At 49.2% G+C, this 17,039-nt stretch carries 13 protein-coding genes; 9 read left to right on the top strand and 4 right to left on the bottom strand.

The window, feature by feature from the left end; genetic code table 11:
- Positions 1-494: 494 nt before the first annotated feature.
- Positions 495-2,606, bottom strand: a complete 2,112-nt coding sequence (locus B1C80_RS06965) for a DEAD/DEAH box helicase (protein ID WP_077920346.1) — start codon at positions 2,604-2,606, stop codon at positions 495-497.
- Between the two features lie 557 nt (positions 2,607-3,163).
- Here B1C80_RS06965 and B1C80_RS06960 point away from each other — a divergent pair.
- Positions 3,164-4,192, top strand: a complete 1,029-nt coding sequence (locus tag B1C80_RS06960; RefSeq protein WP_077920345.1) for a DNA/RNA non-specific endonuclease — start codon at positions 3,164-3,166, stop codon at positions 4,190-4,192.
- 57 nt (positions 4,193-4,249) lie between these two features.
- On the top strand, positions 4,250-4,480 hold the full coding sequence (locus B1C80_RS06955) for a DUF2905 domain-containing protein (RefSeq protein WP_077920344.1): 231 nt from the start codon (positions 4,250-4,252) through the stop codon (positions 4,478-4,480).
- On the opposite strand, the gene B1C80_RS06950 is transcribed toward B1C80_RS06955, so the two are convergent.
- Together B1C80_RS06950 and B1C80_RS06945 are read right to left on the bottom strand one after the other, a co-directional pair.
- Positions 4,449-6,014: a hypothetical protein gene (locus B1C80_RS06950; protein ID WP_077920343.1), complete on the bottom strand. Its 1,566-nt coding sequence runs from the start codon at positions 6,012-6,014 to the stop codon at positions 4,449-4,451. The two genes, B1C80_RS06955 and B1C80_RS06950, sit on opposite strands and share 32 nt — an antisense overlap.
- A 75-nt stretch (positions 6,015-6,089) precedes the next feature.
- Complete coding sequence (locus tag B1C80_RS06945) at positions 6,090-6,902, bottom strand: sugar phosphate isomerase/epimerase (RefSeq protein ID WP_236648662.1); 813 nt, start codon at positions 6,900-6,902, stop codon at positions 6,090-6,092.
- A 328-nt stretch (positions 6,903-7,230) separates the two neighbouring features.
- Here B1C80_RS06945 and fbaA point away from each other — a divergent pair, with 328 nt between their 5' ends.
- Positions 7,231-8,310 (top strand): class II fructose-bisphosphate aldolase, encoded by a 1,080-nt coding sequence (gene fbaA, locus B1C80_RS06940; RefSeq protein ID WP_077920341.1) that lies wholly within the window; start codon positions 7,231-7,233, stop codon positions 8,308-8,310.
- Positions 8,311-8,396: 86 nt separating this feature from the next.
- Here fbaA and B1C80_RS06935 read toward each other — a convergent pair whose 3' ends face one another.
- Positions 8,397-9,737: a M24 family metallopeptidase gene (locus B1C80_RS06935; protein ID WP_077920340.1), complete on the bottom strand. Its 1,341-nt coding sequence runs from the start codon at positions 9,735-9,737 to the stop codon at positions 8,397-8,399.
- 827 nt (positions 9,738-10,564) lie between these two features.
- On the opposite strand from B1C80_RS06935, the gene B1C80_RS06930 reads away from it, so the two are divergent.
- The 6 genes from B1C80_RS06930 (at position 10,565) to B1C80_RS28365 (ending at position 16,510) form a co-directional block, all read left to right on the top strand.
- The gene (locus tag B1C80_RS06930; RefSeq protein WP_139361600.1) at positions 10,565-11,467 is read left to right on the top strand and encodes a hypothetical protein; all 903 of its coding nucleotides are present in this window, start codon (positions 10,565-10,567) and stop codon (positions 11,465-11,467) included.
- A gap of 566 nt (positions 11,468-12,033) precedes the next feature.
- Positions 12,034-13,737 carry a caspase family protein gene (locus tag B1C80_RS06925; protein WP_077920338.1) on the top strand — a complete coding sequence of 568 codons (1,704 nt, stop codon included), beginning with the start codon at positions 12,034-12,036 and terminating at the stop codon, positions 13,735-13,737.
- 465 nt (positions 13,738-14,202) lie between these two features.
- Complete coding sequence (locus B1C80_RS06920) at positions 14,203-14,751, top strand: hypothetical protein (protein WP_077920337.1); 549 nt, start codon at positions 14,203-14,205, stop codon at positions 14,749-14,751.
- Between the two features lie 112 nt (positions 14,752-14,863).
- Positions 14,864-15,136 (top strand): hypothetical protein, encoded by a 273-nt coding sequence (locus B1C80_RS06915; RefSeq protein ID WP_139361599.1) that lies wholly within the window; start codon positions 14,864-14,866, stop codon positions 15,134-15,136.
- A gap of 364 nt (positions 15,137-15,500) precedes the next feature.
- On the top strand, positions 15,501-15,938 hold the full coding sequence (locus B1C80_RS06910) for a hypothetical protein (protein ID WP_077920335.1): 438 nt from the start codon (positions 15,501-15,503) through the stop codon (positions 15,936-15,938).
- A gap of 407 nt (positions 15,939-16,345) precedes the next feature.
- Complete coding sequence (locus tag B1C80_RS28365; protein WP_161492724.1) at positions 16,346-16,510, top strand: hypothetical protein; 165 nt, start codon at positions 16,346-16,348, stop codon at positions 16,508-16,510.
- Positions 16,511-17,039 lie beyond the last annotated feature (529 nt).

The raw sequence follows: 17,039 nt of genomic DNA, 5'->3' as shown, positions 1-17,039 counted from the left end.
TTGGTGCGGGGCTTACCACGGGCAGCGTAACCGTTTCCCACCAGTACAGACGCAGCGAGGAAAAATAGGTATGCCAGGTTAACGGGCTTGATAATGTATGAATTGGCGCCCAGTTCGTAGGCCTGAATTACATCGGCGGGCGAACTCTACAGGCTGAGTACCAAAATAGACAATGAGCGCTTCCACGAACGATCGTTCCCCTGGGTCAGAAACCGCCACGCTTGTTCAGCATCGGGCAGGTACAGCTTCAGCAACACCAGCTTAGAAAGGACTCCTGCCTGCCCATCGCACTGGTCGAGATAGCGAAGAGCCTCGTCGGTGGTGCGACGAAGTCGAGCGCTTCAGGCAGAAAACCGACGAAGCCCGCGCCCGTCAGGTCCGGGAGAAGATCTTCGAGTATGGCATGACGCAGCAGGGTGACTAACCCGTATAACACAAAACGCCGGACGATCGAAACCGTCCGGCGTTTTGGTGTATAGATGAGTTGCTCGCGCTTAGCGGGCAATCTCGATGTTGACCCGACGGCCTTTGATCGTGTTGCCTTCCATGGCATCAACGACCCGGTTAGCTACGTCTTTAGGCACATCAACGTAGGTGTACTTGTCGAAAATATCGATGCTGCCGATGGTGTTGCCCGGAATGTTGGCTTCACCGGCAATAGCGCCTACGATATCGCCCGGCCGAACGTAATCCTTACGACCGATGGTAACCATCAGGCGGGTCATGTTCGCTTCGCGCTCGCGGGGCGCCCGTTTGTCATCGCGCTCGAAGTATTGCTTCCGGTCGCCACCCCGATCGTCGCGGTTGCCGAAGCGTGAGCCACCGCGGTCGTCGCGGTCGCCAAAGCGCGAACCACCCCGATCGTCGCGGTTACCGAAGCGTGAGCCGCCCCGATCCTCGCGGTCGCCGAAGCGTGAACCGCCACGCCGGTCGTCGAACCGACCCGGGCCGCGCTCGAACCGGTCGCCCCGTCCGCCCCGATCCTCACGACGGCGATCGTCTTCGAGGGCCAGGTTCTGATCGGCAAATTCGTTTTTCTCCAGACCCATGCTGCGTTTTACCAGGGCGGCTACGATCTGCTCGGTCGAGAAGCCCGCGTGGTGAAGCTGGGTCAGCGTATCTTCGTACAGGTTCAGGTCTTTGCTGTCCTGAATGGTCTGCTGAATCTGTTCGATAAAGCGGGCTTTACGAATACCGACAATGTCTTCGAAGGACGGAATAACGCCTTTCTCGACCCGTACTTTCGTGTAGTTCTGGATTTCGCGGAAGCGATATTTCTCATCGCGACCGACCATCGAGAACGCCCGGCCCGACTTACCCGCGCGGCCGGTCCGGCCGATACGGTGTACGTAATACTCTTCGTCGAGGGGAATATCAAAATTGATCACGGCGTCGACATCGTCTACGTCGATACCGCGGGCGGCTACGTCGGTCGCGACCAGAATGCTGGTGGTACCCGAGCGGAACTTGCCCATTACGTTGTTGCGCTGCGCCTGCCGCAGGTCACCGTGCAGCCCTTCGGCCTGGTAGCCCCGGATTTGCAGGTCTTCAACGATCTCGTCGACCTTGCGCTTGGTGTTACAGAAAACCAGCAGCAGTTTCAGGTCATACATATCGATCAGGCGGCACATCACCTCGACTTTCGCCTTGGGTTTCACCTCGAAGTAGACCTGCTCGATGTTGACGTTGGTCAGCTCTTTCTTCACGACCTTCACCAGCACCGGATCTTTCTGGAACTTCTGGGTAATCTGCATGATCGGTTTCGACATCGTAGCCGAGAACAGAATCGTCTGGCGCTCCTGGGGCATATCTTCCAGAATGCTTTCGATATCCTCGCGGAAGCCCATGTCGAGCATCTCATCGGCTTCGTCCAGAATCATCATCTTAACGTTGTCGAGTTTGAGCGTGTTGCGCTCCATGTGGTCCATAACGCGGCCGGGCGTACCGATTACGATATGCACCCCGCTCTTCAGCGACCGGATCTGGCGTTCGATCGAGTCGCCACCATAAATGGCTTCGATGCGTACACCGCGTTTGTATTTGGCCAGCTTACGAATTTCGTCGGCTACCTGAAGGGCCAGTTCGCGGGTGGGGCAGAGAATCAGCGCCTGTACCGAGCGGTCCTGGGTGTCGATCAGATCGAGGGTAGGAATACCAAACGCGGCCGTTTTACCCGTACCTGTCTGGGCCTGACCAATTACGTCACGACCCGCCAGAATGGGCGGAATGGCTTCGGCCTGGATGGGCGACGGGCTAATGAAGCCCATGTCCGTAACGGCCTGTAAAATCTCGTCAGAAATATCCAGCTGCGAGAAAAGCACCTGGTTGGGATCAACAACGGGTTGCGCCGGGGCTGCGGCCGGCGTTGTTTCATCAACCGTAATAACCTCGGCAACGGCCTGTTCTACCTCGGTGTTGGCAACGGGCGTTTCGGCGTCATTGTCATCAGCGACCGGGGCTGCGGCTACAGGAGCCTCTTCCGGTTTAGCTGCTTTTTTGCGGGGAACTTTAGCCTTGGGGACGTCAACGGCGGCAACGTCGGTAGTAGGCTGATCCTGTGTGAGCAGAAGATCCTGCTCATCTGTGTTACTTTTTTTCGTTTTCATTACTCTTAGAAAGTTTTGTTTAAACTTTCCAAGCGAAGACGAGTATGTGCCAGTGAACGGCGCGATAATGCGAGAATTGCCCAACGAACGATTGCCCAACGACCCAACAAGGACCACCAAACCCCCAGCCTGTCAATAGGGGAGAAGACAATGAAAATTGACCGATTAGCCCACGCGCAAATGTCCCGCTCACGGCGGGACGTCCACCCAGAAAACCCATCTGTACATCCGTACTGTGGTATGTCCATACCGGACTCTGTCAGACCTAACTCAGCGTGTAAATAGTGAGAGAACAGAGACGCGACGGATGCCGCTTGTAAAATCTGGTGCAAAAGTAGAGAAATTATCTATCAAAGTCAAGAGATGTTCGTAAATAAATTGTATTCGTCTGGTTGCTGCTGTACGACATACGTTAATCTAACGGCCGTTAAATAAGCTAGTTAGCCGCTTGTGAACCCAGTCGACCTATACCCCAAAATTGTACATTAACTTTATCACTCACCCAGTTCGCCCTGTCCGATTCGGTCAGCGTCTGCCCCTAAACCGTTCCGTCAGCCATGTCAGACAACAACACATCTTCGTCAGTAGCGGCCGCTATACCCGTATCGACCGATGCAACGGTACGAACTATTCAGTTTACCGTTCCGCTCCGGATCCGTATCGAGCTGGGCGCAGCCGGGGTGGAACAGGCTGTCTCGGTCGGCTTCGGTCCGGTAGCCGTTGGGTTCGAGACGCGCAAGCCAGCACCCCGGACCTACACAGACCGCAACGGCTACGACCCGGCTTTTCTGACCGGAACGTCCATTTCGTTCGAGTCGCTGCTGGCCCCGATCACGGACCGGCTGGCTCTGACAATCGACCAGAAAACCGTGTTGGCCTATCGAAATTTCAGCGTGGCGATGCACCGGATCCGGCGACTGTCTGTAGCCACGGCGGTGAACATCGACGGTCAGCGAACCCAGTCGATGGGCCGCTCCGACGTTTGGATTCTGGACCCGCGCCTGAGCGAAACCTACCAGACCGGGCCGGAGGTATATGCCAACAACGACCTGGACCGGGGTCACATGGTTCGGCGGCTCGATCCGGTCTGGGGCGCGCAGGCCCAGCAGGCCAATGACGACACCTTTCATTACACGAACTCGTGCCCACAACATGCGGGCCTGAACCAGAAAGCCTGGGCCGACCTGGAAGATTATATCCTGAACAATACGAAGCTGGCCCAGCTGAAGGTGTCGGTGTTTACGGGGCCGGTTTTCGGCGAGGCCGATATACCCTACCGGGGGGTGTTGCTGCCGCTCCAGTTCTGGAAAGTAGCCGCCGTGATCAAAAAAGATGGTGAACTCTCCATGACGGGTTATCTCTTGAGTCAGAAAAGCCTGCTGGTCGATCTGCGCGAAGGAATAGCCGAAGACGGATTTGGGGCGTTTCGGACGTACCAGGTGCCGCTGTCGCAGATTCAGGCGCTGACGGAGCTTGACTTCAGCCCTTACTTTAGTCATGATCCGCTGCACCGCGCCGGAGCGGGCCGCTTTGAGGTGACCACCGACCTGCGCGAGATTCAGAATCCGGACGACCTGATTTTATAAGCCTGACTGAACCGCAACCGCGGGGGCTTTCGTTGACGGGAAGGGACGCTTATTTATATGAACGCAACGGTTGGTAAATACATCATGCTGGCGGGGGCAGCCCTGCTGCTGGTCGGGCTCGTTATTTATGTCCTGGGCGATCGGCTCAGCTGGCTGGGCCGCCTTCCCGGCGACATCCGGATTATGGGCAAAAACGGGGGAGGCTTTTACTTTCCTATCGTCACCTGTCTGGTGGTCAGTGTGCTGCTGAACCTGATCATCGCCCTGATCCGGCGGTTTTTTGGCTAGCCGTACTGGCGGGGCGGGCATCGGGATCGTAGGTGAGTTTGTTCAGGTAAAAGACCTCGCGCGGGTTCGGAAATGCTTTAGAAGCTGCAATCTTCTGGAAGCCACAGGCCAGAAAGTGGCGGTCGTACCAGGCCATCAGGTTTTCCTGCGCCGAGTAGGTGACGCGTTCGTCGGTATCGCTGGTCTGTATTTTTATCTTTTCCGTTTCCTTAAGCACTTTGTTGCCCTGTATCACTTCGGTCGTTATTTCGCCGTCGTTCGGGTAGGCCAGCACCATCCGGTCGCCCTGCTGGGAGACCTGTACCATTTCGGTTAGCTCGGCATTGAGCAGCTCTTTGATGGGCAGACAGTTGTCCCACAACAGTTTTCCCTGTTTGTCGAAGCCGCAAACAAAGGCGTGGGTATAGCGAAACCCGTCGTACCGGTCGGCTCCGCGGAGGTAACCGCTGTAGCCCAGGGTGCTGGTCCGGTATTGCGGATAGTAGACCTCCGCAACGAGGGTGAGGCCGGTTGGGGTGGGTTGCAGGTCATGCACCAGCAGCCGGTAGCGGAACTTGTAATCCTTGCCTTCTTCTTTTTTCTTCTGTGCCCGGGCCCTGAGTTTTTGCTGGCGGTGGGGTTTGAGGTAGTTGAAAAAGTTCTGTAGTTCCGAAAACTCGATGTACTGAATCGCCCCTACGGCGTCGGCGGTGACCTCGGCCATGGATTCGCCCGGCTCGGGGTGCCGTACGCGCGTCACGTAGATACCCTGCGAATAAGGCGTACAATCGGCCGAGTAGTTACCGACCAGCAGGGATTCGTGCTCGTTGACGGGCAGCAACTTGCCGGAAATCAGGCTGTTTTTAGCCCCGTCGAAATCGACTACGCGAATGAGTTTGCTGTCGTAACTGTAGGTGCGTATCGAGAACCGGCACCGGCGCCGGGTGGAGTGAACCAGCACATTGATCTCCCGTCGGGTTTCGTCGAGCTCGAGGCTGCTGATGTCCATATGGTTCACGTACAAACCGGGCAGGACTTTGGCTGAACCGTCGAAAAAGGAAAATGCCATCACCACCGGGCGCTGATGGCGGTAGCCACCCACGTAGGCCTGACTCCCCATCACCTTGAACTGCTGAATGTCGAACTGGTCGAGCAGCACACCGTCAATCGTTTCAACAACGCCATCGTCGAGGTGGAGTCGCAGAAACTGAAACCGGTTCGTATCGTACTCCCGAAAGAGGTGATACATGTACTGCTGATCATTATACGACAGCAGCGGTCTGTACTTGATGTCCTGTTTGAACCGAACGCTCCACAGCGATTTCAGGTTGGTGTCGAACTTCTGAAACGTGAATTCGGCCGGGCTGTTGTCGAAAAAACCGCCCGTTCGTACGGTCATCAGTACCCCCCGGTCGGCCAGCGGAACAACGTCGAAGGCTTCGGGTTCGTTGGGGTCTGAGGGGATCTCAATCCGCAGCGATTGCGCCAGTTGCGCCTGCGCCGGTGGCAGGGAAACGCAGAGAAACACACAAGCGATGAAGAGAGAGCGGAGCATGAAGTAAAGTTACAAATAACGCCGTAGGATTCAGCTCGTTTGCCAACGCATATTGCGCTATTCGGAATGGATGTATCAATTTTCCTGCCAGCGCTTTTTTAGGTAGTCTTTCATGAAGACGTTGATGTCCCACTGGCTCGCTACGGGCTGGTTGGTGTAGGGCAGGGTGGGCAGGTAGCCCGGCGCCGGCCCGAACTCGCAGGTAACGGTCAGGGTAGGGGCGTTGGCTTTCTGGAGCCGGGCCCGGATGGCGTCCCACCATTTGGCGTGGCTTTCCAGCGCGGCCTGCCATTCGGGGGCGCGCGGGTCCGACACCTGCGGGGCTTCGGGTTGGCCAACCCGGCAGTGGATATGGTCGCTGACGGCAATAGCCCGGGTTACGTTCTCGGCCTGGTCGGCCAGGTACGACTCGGCCACGTTGACCCAGTGCGAATAGTCGGCCGTCAGGCGCATATCGGGTAGTTTGAGCAGGTAGTACTGAATAGCCGGGGCGCTGTAGCTGAACCGTCCCCGGTGGGTTTCGTGCAGGATACGGACCCCGGTCTGCTTCTGCACGTCGAGAGCGGTCTGGATCAGTTCGGCGTTCTGCTCGAAGGTGAAGTAGTCATGACCGGTATGCGCGTTGATGAAGAGCGGTTTGTTGGCCGCAATATCGAGCAGGTCATCGCGGTATTTCTGTTTATGCTCGGTAAAGTTGCTGCCTCCGCCAAAGGCCATCAGAATCACCTCCAGGCCCTGGTCGCGCATAACCTGAACGGCTTCTTTGCGTTTGCCGGGTCCGGCCGATATTTCCATGCCGTCGTAGCCAGCGGCTTTTACCCGTTTGGCGGCTTCAGGATAGGACAGGCTTTCCATGCCCCACATCGGGCAAAAGAATACGGTTTTCATACGAGTCTGGGTTTAGCGAATGGATGCAAGGTAGAGCGAAAAAGCTATACCAGACAAACCCGTCGGCCCCGATTGCCTACTGATAGCAACAGATAACAAGGGTGCACTACCGGAGCGACTGGCTGTAAATCAGGCGGGTTGTTCCGGAGAAATAAAACCGGATCAGACGCTTTGGTCGACTAATAAGACGGGCCTGGGCGCGGAACCGCGGTGGCTGAAGTAGTATTATTTCCGGATTATCCGCAATTTTACCCCCCGTTGGCCGTGACAGGCGGAAATCTGCTTTCCGGCAAATTATATCTTGAACGAATCCAAAAATACCCTTCTTATGAGCGATGTAGCCACTCGATTTGCACCCGGCGTCGTGACCGGTGACGCTGTCTCCGAAATTTTTCGGCATGCTAACGAGAATGATTACGCCCTGCCGGCTGTCAATGTTGTTGGCACCGACTCCGTCAACGCCGTACTGGAAACGGCCAAGGTCGTTAACTCGCCCGTGATCATTCAGTTCTCGAACGGGGGCGGCATTTTCTACGCGGGAAAAGCGTTGCCAAACGACAAACAACAGGCCGCGATTGCCGGGTCGATTTCGGGCGCTACCCATGTTCATCAGGTGGCCGAGCTGTATGGCGTTCCGGTCATTCTGCATACCGACCACTGCGCCAAAAAACTGCTGCCCTGGATCGACGGGCTGCTGACGGCGGGCGAAAAACATTTCGACCAGACCGGTAAGCCGCTGTTCTCCTCGCACATGCTCGACCTGTCGGAAGAGCCGATCGAAGAGAATATCGAGATCTGCGCCAAATACTTCGAGCGGATGGCCAAAATCGGCATGACCCTCGAAATCGAGCTGGGCGTAACGGGTGGCGAAGAAGACGGCGTCGACAACTCGGACGTTGACGACAGCAAGCTGTACACCCAGCCGTCGGAAGTGGCGTATGCGTACGAAGAGCTGAGCAAAATATCGCCGAACTTCACCATTGCTGCGGCTTTCGGTAACGTTCATGGGGTATACAAGCCCGGTAATGTGAAACTGTCGCCGATCATCCTGAACAACTCCCAGAACTACATCCAGGAGAAATTCGGAACGGGGCCGCTGCCGGTAAACTTCGTATTCCACGGCGGATCAGGATCGAGCCGGGAAGAAATTCGGGAGGCTATCCGCTACGGCGCCGTGAAGATGAACATCGACACCGACATGCAGTGGGCCATGTGGGAAGGGGTATTGAATTACTACAAAGCGAAAGAAGGCTACCTGCAAAGCCAGCTCGGTAACCCCGAAGGAGCCGACTCGCCGAACAAGAAATACTACGACCCGCGCGTATGGCTCCGCAAAGGAGAAGAAAGCATGGTGTCGCGCCTGAAAATCGCGTTCGAAGATCTGAACTGCATCAACCGCCTGGCCTAAGCCATACCGGTAAACGAACGGGTGCCTGCCGTAGACCTGCTGCTTCATCGCTCAGTCTATGGCAGGCACCCGTTCTGGTTTAGCCCCTACTTCACATACCCCAGCTGGCGGGGAATGGTGTAGATCTCCGTTTGCCGTCCGTCGATGTAGCGGAACGACTGTCCATCGAAGAAGCCGTCTTCTTCGAGCATGATCCGGATTGTTTTCTTCCAGGCCGGCAGCTCGACGGCCGCGTTCAGCTCGATGGAGTAGGCCGTGTTGGCCAGCAGCGGGTAATCGCCCGTGCCGGGAACACCCTTCTGCTGGTCCCAGAGGCCGATGGTAGGGCCGGCCGCGTGGCCATGCACGCCAATGGGGTGCGAGTAGATGGTGCCTTTGATGCCTTCTTTCTGCGCCTGATCCAGGGCGGCCAGCAGCATCTGGTTCCCCGTCTTGCCGGCCTTAAACTGGTCGGTCAGGATATCCTGCAGGCGATTACCCTGTTTGAACGCGGCTTTGATCGCATCGGGAACATCCGTTTCGCCGGGGCGCAGTACGTAGGCGTGTTGCTGCTGATCGGTGTTCAGGCGCAGATAGGTGATGCCGAAATCGACGTGGAGCAGATCGCCGGGCATGATCACCTGCTTATCGGGCCGCTTCGAAAACGTACGCAGGTGCTCGAAATCCTGGCTGTCGGCCCGCTGCACATCCACCGTTGGGTGAAACCAGGTGTCGAGTCCCAGCGACGTGATACGCTGCCGGAACCACCAGACCACATCGTCGGTGGTGGTGACGCCCGGCTGGATCACGCTCTCCGAAAACCCTTCCTGAATGATCTGGTGCGACAGCCGGCAGATCATGGGGTAGATCGCCATTTCTTTCTCGGTGCGGGTTTCGAGCCAGCCCACGGCTACCTTCTCGGCCGACACGATGCGTTTGCGGTAATCGGCGGGCAGCTTTTCCAGAAACTCCCGTTGTTCGGTCGACGACAGGCCATCGGCATGGGCGTAGTTGGTGGAGGTGTTGAGGCCAATCTTTTTCGGCTTACGGTCCTCGATGATTTTGGCCAGGGCTTCCCACTGGTTGGGCCGCACATCGATATCCCAGGCGCCTTTGAGCAGGTTGCCGACATCGTAGCGGGCAATGGCCAGCTTTTCTACTTCCTTGCCCGTGTCGTAAAAGACCATGATTGTCCGTCGGCGGGCCGAGAGCCAGGTGCTGGGCAACATGGTCCGAAGCACCGGGTCTTCGTTGTATTCGCGGGAGATAATGATCCACATATCCAGCCCTTCGCGACGCATCAGCTGCGGGAGCAGGTTGTTGAACCGGTCTTCGAGAATCTCATCGACAATTCGGGCCCGTTCGCGTTCGGGCAGGATGGTAGTGGGTTGGGCAGCCGCGGCCAGGGGCAGCCAGAAACAGAGTAACAGGTAGATCCGTTGACGCATAGGAATGAATGGGCAGTTTCGGGCAAGATACAAAACCCGGCTAACGTTTTTTTACAAATCTGCCGCCCCCGTTGCCCAGAACCAGTCTGGCAGCCCATCCCCGTTTTACTACCGGATAATAAATTCGACCACAACGAGTCTGGTTTTCTGGCTTCTTGTTAGTGATCGGTACACACGATGTGTCTATTATTATACCAGATTGCTGTTGTGGTAAAGATAATTACAAAAAGGAAGAGTTTTCTGTTCATGCAATTAACGTCAATTGTTTGATCACCAGCACTTTGTCATTAATTGAGTTTACGTACAATATTATGTTGGGTGGTGCTAACAGCCAGAAAAGTAGTGCTGGGCTTCCGTGCGACACGAGAAACGTACTGACAGATTAACTTTAGGCTCGTTAGGTCGCTCCTGACGATATGAGAATCGTCATGCCAAGTAGTGTTTAATTAGATGGTCGGTGTTCGTGCGACAGGGTAAATGCCTCACTGATTTAGCTTTAGTGAATCAGGTGGGTTGGGTCCGCCAAAGTAAGCGTCTCTGTTTTTAAGGATCGACAAGACGGGTTTATCATGTGGTGAAAGGTTTCGGATTGGTCTTGAATCCGATTGGTATTTTTGCACTTCGCGCTGTCACTATGATAGTGACAGTGGGCTTGCAGATAAGGAAACTTGGCAGCCCAATTCTGAACTCTATTACCTAGCAGAGGGTAGTATAGTGAATTAAAATAGTGCGAGTGCTTAACTAAATATTTAGTAAATAGTTTAAAAGTGGCGGAGCAAGCGAACAAATTAGAGTTGCATTATTACTTCCGTGATAATTCACACTCGATGAATGCCTTTATAAGGAACCAGTGTGAAAAAGAATTATTATCTATATATAAAGAAATAACATCAATTTTCGACATAGATGTAGAAGTAGAAAGTGAAGCTTTTGACGAAGGTGGTTTAAAAGAAGTCTGGAAATTTATCGGAAAAAATTCAAATCAAATTACAATTTTAATTACTTTGATAGGCATCTTTATTGCGAGGATGCCTGTTGAAAATAAAGAACTAACTCGTCTTCAGATTGAAAATTTGACACTTGATAATGAATTGAAACGTGAAGAACTTAGAAAAATAAGAGATACAATACGTAATGATAAATTAGTTTCAGAGGACACACTGCAAAATGCACTTGATATTCTTGACGAAGATTATAAAGTAAACTGGCGACGGTCTAATTTTTACAAGCGGTTGGTTACGTATTCCAAAATAGATAAATTATCAGTTCAACGATTAAACTCCAATAACAAACCTGTCGAAGAAGCCAAAACAATAGAAAAGTCTGCATTCGCTTATTTTATCTTGCATAGTGATAATGTTGCTTCTTTAATAGATGACAATGCTATTATTGAAATTATATCTCCTGTTTTGAAGAAAGGAAATTTCAATTGGAAGGGCTTGTATAACGGCAAAGTAATAAGTTTTGAAATGTCTGATAAACAGTTCAAAAACGACGTACTTGATAAAAAAATTGAATTTATAAATGGAACAGCGATAAGATGTGTACTTCAGCAAAACAGGCAAATTGATGAATCTGGAATCATTAAAGTTACCCAAAATAGAGTTTTAACTGTGCAGGAAATTATAAGAGGTGTGGATTTAGCAGCAACAAATCAAAGCTCTCAACTCAGGAGAGAGAAGATTGCAGCTATCGGGCAGTTCGAGATTAATTTTGGTGAACATAAATAATCTTGGGGTAATACAATGATTCGATTGCTTGATTTTGGTATTCCGAGCGACAAGGGGTACTTAGGCGCTGACAAGCTTTAAACGAACTCGGTCGGCATGAGATAGAGATACTTAGTAATGGGCTAACCCAATAAAGCGGAAAGTATCTAGGCTTCGCGCGGATCTGAAAAGCAGGGATGCGTGCGTTTTTGATTCGTTCCGCGTGGAGTAACTCTCCGTTGACAGGCCGCTCGTTCCGGAGGAAAGTTGGGCAGCCCAACCGAACGGGTGTGTAAAGGTTTAGGTACGTGTGTTCAGTTGCGTTTTGTGCTCACCATCAATACCCGTTGGCGTTGGGCGAACTAGTCAAGCTAAGAAACAACGTAGCGGTCGGGCTTCGGTCGACAGGCGATACGTCCCGCGACAAGGCGGCTTTGGCTCGTTTTGAAGCTTCGGTCGACACGAGAAACACCCTGACTGAGCCAGTTTAACAGGTGGGTTTGCCACGTAGCGTGCGACAAGAACATATTTATTCTAAGTAGAAAATCCTTTAAGTTGAGTTTAAGTATTAATTTACTTTTACAGGAATGTCTAAGCTTGGCGATAGAGTTAATTACCTTTTAGTTGTTGGTATAGATAGATATCAAGATGATAGATATAACAATCTAAACAATTCAGTTTTAGGCTGTGAAGATATTATTAGAGAACTTACAGAAAATTATAATTTTCAAACGATTGTAGATCCAATTTATAATGAATCAGCTACAAGAAGAAATATTCTTGAAAAATTAACTTCTCTCCAATATTTATCTACGGATGAGGATAATTTAATTATTTATTATGCAGGTCATGGGCAAATTAATCATACTACCGGTAAAGGCTCATGGATTCCATTCGACGCTACTGACTCAGCTATAGATTACATTCCAAATGTGATTTTAAAAGATATTATCGAAGACATTAAGGCGAAGCATATTTTTTTAATATCCGATTCTTGTTTCTCAGGAACGTTTTTAACAAAGGGAGACAACATAAATGAAAAAAACTATAGTAAGTTAGATTCGAGGAAGTCTAGGTGGTATTTAGCTTCAGGGGGCATAGAAACAGTATCTGATGGAAAACCTGGCCAAGGTAGTCCGTTTACAAATTCACTAATCAACTATCTTAAGGAAAATGAAAATACCTATATATCTGTTTTAGAAATAATCACGGAAGTGGTAAGAAGAACTGGTAATATCTCAAATCAGCAGCCAATTGGCGGAGAAATTAAGAACCCTGATCATGAATTAGGACAAATGGTTTTGGTTAAATCGCATAGCGTCGATAACGATTTCTCCAAGAATGACGAGGTAATAACCAGAGAGATGTTTAGCGGTCTAATGAGAACTTATGGATTTTATTTTGGTCAAGAGAGATCGCTTGATATAATTGAAAAGAGATATAAGGAATTAAAAAAGGACATATTGTTAGCTAGGCTAGAATGGAAGCTTTCTTTTAATTCATCAGTTGAAAATATTATCAATACATTACAAAAAACTTTGGCAGATGGATGGGATAATTATAATAAAATATTAATAGAGCATTTAGATACTTTTATTAATGAAGATGATTTTACACTTGATACATCTAAAGAATTTATTATTGAAATTGGACTTAGAGCAAAAGGATTCATTCCCTCTCCTATGTTAGAAATCTTATTAGCCTATAAACCTGAATTTGATTCAAATCCCTTAGAGGAATACAGGCGAGGCTTTAAAAGAACTCTCTATTCTTTAGAGAATACAAAATCACAAGGTTTTGGATTTGAAATAGAAATTCCTCTAAGCTGGTCTATCAGAGAAGGTAAGCGACCACATGTTTTATGGTTCGTTCAAAATTTTCATCAAAGCGTTATGGCTGCTTTTACGGTTGTGTTAAATACAGTTGTACTAGACTTGAACATACCCGATGATGAGTGGACAAAATCCACAACAAAAGAAATAGCTGATCTTCAACTGCAACCAGATTTTTTACTTGAAAAAATTGCAACAGAAAAAGTAAAAAAAATTAGTGATAAACGTATCATTATTGATAGATGTCATGGCTTGGTTTTAGAATATGAAGATGAATATGAGAGAATGGGGTTTAATATTAACTTTTATTGTAAGCATTATTTTATTACTGATAAACATTATAATTTAATTGTAAATTTTCAAATAAATAAAGATAAGATAGATTTGGCAAAGTATAAAGAGATGTATTCGCTCTTTTTTGACCTCATAATGAATACTCTAATTGTTTATAAATCTTAGTCATCCGTCGACAGGTTGCCCGTCCCGGAGGAAAGTGGATAGCCCAACCACCACCGTGTTCGCGCACGAACAAACCCCCGAAAACTGCTACTTTTTAGTGCGCTGGTTATCAATAAGTTAAAAAGTAGCAGTACATCTTACTGAGTGTGTAAAGGTTTCGGGTTGGTTTTGCTCAGGCATGTAGCGTGCTCATCCATCAACACTCAGGGGTGTTGGGTGAACCGGCCAAGATGTGCTTGCGTGGCGGGTTCCGTAGGACAGTTTAAACACCCCGAAAAGGTAACTTTAGGCTTACATTTCGGGGTTCTATGCGACACGAGAAACGTCCCAGTTAGGCAGATTTACCCTGTCATTTCCGGGTTTCGGCTGACAGAGTAAATCTGCCTAACTGGGCCAAGTTGAAAAGTTAGACGGTCATTTGTTACATAACCAGTATCCTCATTTTTAAATTATTTATTAGTGAATATGCGTCATTTACTAAAACACAGGAAAGTTATATTCATTGCTTTTATAATTGGTTGTCTATGTCTTGTGATATACTACCGTGAGAATTTATGTAAATATTTACATACCGAAGCAAAAACAAATTTAGATAACTACATTGTTGAAATCGTTGCAGGAATTATTGTATCAATTTTTCCTATTTTTATTGGTATTTATTTTGGTAAAAAGATAAAAGAATATGAATTTCATAATAATATTGAAGGTTTTTTAAACACACTCATAAAACTAAGAGAGAAGAACCTTTTACAGCCTCTAGTGGTAAGACAAATTGTAAAAAGCATTGCTACGAATTTCGGAAGTGAATCTTTAAAAGAAGTTCTTGCAAAAACAAATGCGGCTAATAGTATTCAATTAAGTGTCAAATGCAGAGTTTGCAATTTGGAAGCCGAAACAGTAGGTAAGAAATGTAAAAACTGTAAGATTAATTGTTATGCTTGGGATTTAAGCTCCGCTACACAAGAAGAAATTGAAATAATGGAAATTGATAGAATTATTAACACTGGGAAATAGCCGACAGAGCGAACATCTCAATCGGGCAAGCTTAGGCTCATTAGCTAGCATTCGGTTGACAAAGAGAACTTGCTTAATATCAATTTTATAACCTTGGTTCACTCACATGACAATGCTGTCTATCGTTGGTCTTATTTTCAATACCGTTGGTTCTGTGATCTTAGCTATCGCTTTAAATCAAACTACAAAGATGCTCAATATATCAATCACTGCATTAGAGCATTTTAAGGATACGTTTTTAAGCGGTGGTGATGTTGTATCCTTTGGAGGTTTAGATAAGCATCGTAAATCAACTTTGAAGAATGCAAAATGGTTAACTAATATTGGCTTAATTCTTCTTGTAGTTGGATTTATATTACAGCTTATCAGTCCGTTATTCGAATAAGAATTACTCTTTGGGGCGTGTTTCCTGCGACAGGGTGCTCGCCACGCAGGAGAGTTTGCAGCCCAACAAGCGAAAGGGTGTAAAGGTAGCAAGAGTCTCGTGTTCAGGCAAATAACTCGTTCGCCATCAGCCTTTTCGGTCGTTGGGTGATGAAGTAAACAGAAAAAAACGTAGCGGTGAGCTTGCAGTCGACAGATCGCTCGGCTCGACAGGGCAGTTTTGGCTCGTTAGGTGGGTTTCGTTTGACACGAGAAACGCCCCTGTTAGGCAAGTTTTGGTTTGCTAATCAGCATCCGTGCGACAGGGTACATGGTTCGGTGTGTTAGGGTTTGCCCAAATATGAAATTTTAAGTTTTGTGGATTTATGACAGAGCAGGAAAAATGGGACTATATTAACAGCTTAGACGAAGAGCTACTTCAGGGCGGTGTTATGTTATCTGAATGGACAACTTTTTTAGCTAAAGACGCTGAGATAGCTTTTTGCGGACATGCTAATTTATCTTCCATATTAGCTTGTCAAGCCGCAATCGAGTCACATTTAAGATTTGATTATTTTACTCTTGAACAATCAAAGGGCTGGGGATTTTACCAGTTAATCGAAAACTCCTCACTGAGCAGTGATTTAAAGAATGAACTTCATGAATTAAGAAAATTCAGAAATACTTGGGTACATGTTAAAGACCCATCTAATGACTCTGATTTGTTAGTAAGGCCTGAATATCATGAAAATAAGTTAGAGCAATTCGCTAAGAAGTCAATTAGAATAATGCTTAATGCTCTATACAATAACTCTTGGATTTGAGCATTTTCGTGTGACAGGCAGCACGTCCCGAGGGGGAGCGGGCAGCCCAATCAGCAGGAAGTGAAAAGGTTGGAAGCTGTTCGTGTTCAGGGACGTAGCATCCTCATCCATCAACCCCTGCGGGTGTTGGGTAAGCACGCCAAAATGGGATTACATTTCAGCGTGTTGTCGACAAAACCCTTTGGGTAGGCTGCGTTATTTTAACGGTCCAGCGTTCGTGCGACAAGGTAAGAGCCCCGCAAGTTTGGCTTTTGTTCGTTAGGTGAGTTGTCTTCGACAAGCTGAAGCGTTCGTTAGGATATTTTTATTCGTTGCAACCATCTTTGACTTGGTACTTCCCCTAACAGATGGGTCATCTGTCATGCTAAAATGAAAACGTTTCTGTTTGTCGCTTTACTACTGGCCGGTTGCCAATCAAAAATGAGCAACAATCGAAAGTGACCATCAATGGGCAGGGGTACACGGATTCAGTAGCGGTCGATTCAGCCGGGAACGAGGTAAAGGTCAAGTCGGATGCAGGAAAAGCCGATGTTTCGGTGTCGGGTAGTGGTAATAAGGTAGAGATTAAATAAGCCCAACACTCCACGTAGGCGGCTTGTCGGGCGACAGGAAACGGGCCGCATGTATCAAGCTTTTGCTCGTTCGGCGGGGTCCAACTGACACAGGGAATGCCCGGTTAAACAGGTTTTGTTTGTGGGCCAATGTCTCGGCGATAGTCAGCGCTCCCAGAGGTGAAGCTTTTAGCTTCTATTTCGACAATGCAGACGCCCCAGCTGTGTAGGCTTGGGTATCGCGCCCGGTAGTAAGAAAGTGGATAGTATTGCATTGTCGAGATTCGCCTGTTCGTGTTAAGGCTGGGAACGTACTTTGTATACGCCTGGTGTGGATTGACTATGGGGCGATAGGGGACTCGCCAGCAAAGGAAAGCCGAACGGTGGGTAGTAATGTCGACAGTTCATGCGTTCAGTCAGCAAGTCTCTTGAAAGTAGAGCGGTTCTGTTACTTTTCTTCAGGTTATGGAATAACCAGGCGTACGAACAATTTGCCCTATCTGACCCATTCGCTGGCCAGCGCCGGATAGTACGTATCTTCTCAGACAAT

The organism is Spirosoma sp. 209 (assembly GCF_002006735.1).
In the GTDB taxonomy this organism is placed as follows: domain Bacteria; phylum Bacteroidota; class Bacteroidia; order Cytophagales; family Spirosomataceae; genus Spirosoma; species Spirosoma sordidisoli.
The sequence above is the reverse complement of the archived record's forward strand: the minus strand, read 5'-3'. Positions and strand labels throughout refer to the sequence as shown.

Bases quoted from the DNA above. Each gene is read 5' to 3' on its own strand.
- B1C80_RS06965 (WP_077920346.1), bottom strand. From the start codon at position 2,606: ATGAAAACGAAAAAAAGTAACACAGATGAGCAGGATCTTCTGCTCACA.
- B1C80_RS06960 (WP_077920345.1), top strand. From the start codon at position 3,164: ATGTCAGACAACAACACATCTTCGTCAGTAGCGGCCGCTATACCCGTA.
- B1C80_RS06955 (WP_077920344.1), top strand. From the start codon at position 4,250: ATGAACGCAACGGTTGGTAAATACATCATGCTGGCGGGGGCAGCCCTG.
- B1C80_RS06950 (WP_077920343.1), bottom strand. From the start codon at position 6,014: ATGCTCCGCTCTCTCTTCATCGCTTGTGTGTTTCTCTGCGTTTCCCTG.
- B1C80_RS06945 (WP_236648662.1), bottom strand. From the start codon at position 6,902: ATGAAAACCGTATTCTTTTGCCCGATGTGGGGCATGGAAAGCCTGTCC.
- fbaA (WP_077920341.1), top strand. From the start codon at position 7,231: ATGAGCGATGTAGCCACTCGATTTGCACCCGGCGTCGTGACCGGTGAC.
- B1C80_RS06935 (WP_077920340.1), bottom strand. From the start codon at position 9,737: ATGCGTCAACGGATCTACCTGTTACTCTGTTTCTGGCTGCCCCTGGCC.
- B1C80_RS06930 (WP_139361600.1), top strand. From the start codon at position 10,565: ATGAATGCCTTTATAAGGAACCAGTGTGAAAAAGAATTATTATCTATA.
- B1C80_RS06925 (WP_077920338.1), top strand. From the start codon at position 12,034: ATGTCTAAGCTTGGCGATAGAGTTAATTACCTTTTAGTTGTTGGTATA.
- B1C80_RS06920 (WP_077920337.1), top strand. From the start codon at position 14,203: ATGCGTCATTTACTAAAACACAGGAAAGTTATATTCATTGCTTTTATA.
- B1C80_RS06915 (WP_139361599.1), top strand. From the start codon at position 14,864: ATGCTGTCTATCGTTGGTCTTATTTTCAATACCGTTGGTTCTGTGATC.
- B1C80_RS06910 (WP_077920335.1), top strand. From the start codon at position 15,501: ATGACAGAGCAGGAAAAATGGGACTATATTAACAGCTTAGACGAAGAG.